Source organism: Actinomadura rubrisoli (genome assembly GCF_004349215.1).
In the GTDB taxonomy this organism is placed as follows: domain Bacteria; phylum Actinomycetota; class Actinomycetes; order Streptosporangiales; family Streptosporangiaceae; genus Spirillospora; species Spirillospora rubrisoli.
The window spans coordinates 1-2,214 of record NZ_SMKU01000636.1 but is presented as its reverse complement, the minus strand read 5'-3'; the positions used below and the strand labels follow the sequence as shown (position 1 = coordinate 2,214).

Annotated in this window: 3 protein-coding genes; 2 read left to right on the top strand and 1 reads right to left on the bottom strand. The window is 73.4% G+C overall.

The features are described from left to right. Window positions 1-185, bottom strand: a 185-nt coding sequence (locus E1298_RS49125) for a hypothetical protein (RefSeq protein WP_165975993.1), incomplete at its 3' end; no start/stop codon positions are given. 89 nt (window positions 186-274) lie between these two features. On the opposite strand from E1298_RS49125, the gene E1298_RS46375 reads away from it, so the two are divergent. Continuing rightward, window positions 275-670, top strand: a complete 396-nt coding sequence (locus E1298_RS46375; RefSeq protein ID WP_243726259.1) for an FHA domain-containing protein — start codon at window positions 275-277, stop codon at window positions 668-670. Next, window positions 667-2,166: a hypothetical protein gene (locus E1298_RS46370; RefSeq protein WP_243726258.1), complete on the top strand. Its 1,500-nt coding sequence runs from the start codon at window positions 667-669 to the stop codon at window positions 2,164-2,166. The genes E1298_RS46375 and E1298_RS46370 overlap by 4 nt, the downstream gene beginning before the upstream one ends. Window positions 2,167-2,214: the final 48 nt, after the last annotated feature.

Here is a 2,214-nt window from a genome sequence, read left to right as displayed (position 1 = left end):
CCCCGGGCCACCTCCAGCGGGGCCACCCCCAGCGGGGCCGCCGCCAGTAGGGCCGCCTCCAGCGGGATCGCCACCAGCGGGATCGCCGCCCACTCAGCCCTTCCCGGCGCCTCCGATGTCCAGGCCGCCGGTGTCCAGGCCGCCTGTGTCCACGCCGCCGGTTCCGGCACCACCTGTTCCGGCACCTCCCGTCCCGGGTCCGCCTGTCCCCGCACCGCCGGTGCCCGGACCACCGGTGCCCGGGCCGGGTTCCCGGACGGCTTGGACGGCGGTGGTGAGCGCCGACCGCGACTACTACAACTCGGTCATCGCCGAGGAGGGCCCGGACTCCGCGTCCATCGCCTTCCCCCCGTACGCCCCGCAACGGCGGATCTCGCTCGCCGGGCGGGAGGTCCGCATCGGACGGCGCAGCTCGGCCGATCCGTCTCCGCCCGAGATCGACCTGCGCGAGCCGCCCGAGGACCCGGGCGTCTCCCACACCCACGCGGTGCTGCTCGCCAAACCGGACGGCACCTGGACGCTGGTGGACCCCGGCTCCATGAACCGGACCTGCGTGAACGGCTCCCCCCAGCCCATCCCGTTCAACGTCGAGGTTCCGCTGTCCGAAGGCGACCGGATCCACGTCGGCGCCTGGACCACCATCACGCTCACACGAGGCGAGGCGACATGACGGCCGTTCAGCAGGCCCCCGCCGGGGGCGCACCCGTGACCCCGGCCTCCGCGCCGCCCGAGCGGCTGCCGGAGTCGTCCGTCCGGCTGCGGCGGACGCCCGCACCGGCGCCGACCGGTCTCGCGCGGGCGCTGCCGCACACGGTCGCGGGCCGCGTCCGGGCGCTGACGGCGCTGGCCGTCGTCCTGCTCCTGGTGCTGCTCGCCGTCGCCTGGGCCGCGATCGTGAACGCCCGCGAGGGCGTCCGGGTGATCGGTGAAGACGCGGGCCCGCAGGTCGTCGCGACGGGCGACCTGTACTTCCAGCTCACCGCCATGGACGCGCAGCTCGCCAACGCGCTGCTGATCGGCGGCCCGCAGAACGGCCCCCGCGGGCGGGCACTGGCGGCCTACGACCAGAGCCGCGCGAAGGCCGGCGACGCCCTGCTCAAGGCCGCCAAGCTGGCCGACGAGACGACCGAGGACAACACCGCGCGGGAGCTGGTGTACGCGCTCGGCCGCTACGAGCGGCTCGCGGGGCAGGCGATCCTGATCGACGAGGGCTCCGCTCACGCGCCCGGCCCGCCGTCGGAGGACGTCCTGAAGCTGTACCGCGAAGCGACCGACCTGATGAAGCTCGACCTGCTGCCCAAGGCGTACAACCTGACGCTCGACAACGGCACCCTCGTCCGGCACACCTACGAGGACAAGCGGTCGGCGGTCCTCACCGGACGCACGTGGATCCTCGTCACCGGCCTCGCGCTCCTGGCCTCGCTGGCCGGCCTCCAGCTCTTCCTGGCCGTGCGCTACCGGCGGCTGCTGAACCCGGCGCTGGCGCTCGCCACGCTCGGCACGCTGGTGCTGGTCGCGGCGGGCAGTGTCATGCTCTCCGCGCAGGCCGACCACCTCCGCAAGGCCAAGGAGGACGGGTTCGACTCGATCCTGGCCCTGTCCCGGACGCGCGCCATCAGCAACAGCGCGAATGCCGACGAGACGCGGTTCCTGCTTGATCCCAAACGCGCCGACTCCTACGAGCAGGTGTTCCTGAGCAAGTCCCAGACCGTCCTGTACCTCAAGGCCGGGAACCTGAACGAGTACAACCAGGCCGTCCAGAAGGGCCTGGCGTTCGAGTCCGGCCGCGTGCCGTTCCTCGGCTTCCTCGGGGCCGAGGCCGCCCGTTCCGGCGACCCGGAGCAGCGGCAGGCGCTCGTCAAGGTGCTGGACGAGTTCAAGCGGTTCCAGCAGAACGACCGCCAGATGAGGAACCTCGTCAACGGCGGGCAGCGCGACCAGGCGGTCGCCGGGCGCGACACGGCCGCCGCCGACTACGTCCGGTACGACGGGGCCCTGCAACGGCTGATCGGTACCCACTGGACGTCGTTCAACAAGGCCGTCGACGACGGTGAGGGCGGGACGAGCGGCTGGTACGGGGTGCTGCCGGTCGCCGGGCTGGTCATCGCCGGGCTCGTGGTCATCGGGGTGCGTCCCCGGCTGGCGGAGTACCGGTGGTCGAAGTGAGGGGACGGGCAGTGGGGGCGACGCGGCGGGCGGCACGCCAGGCAGGGC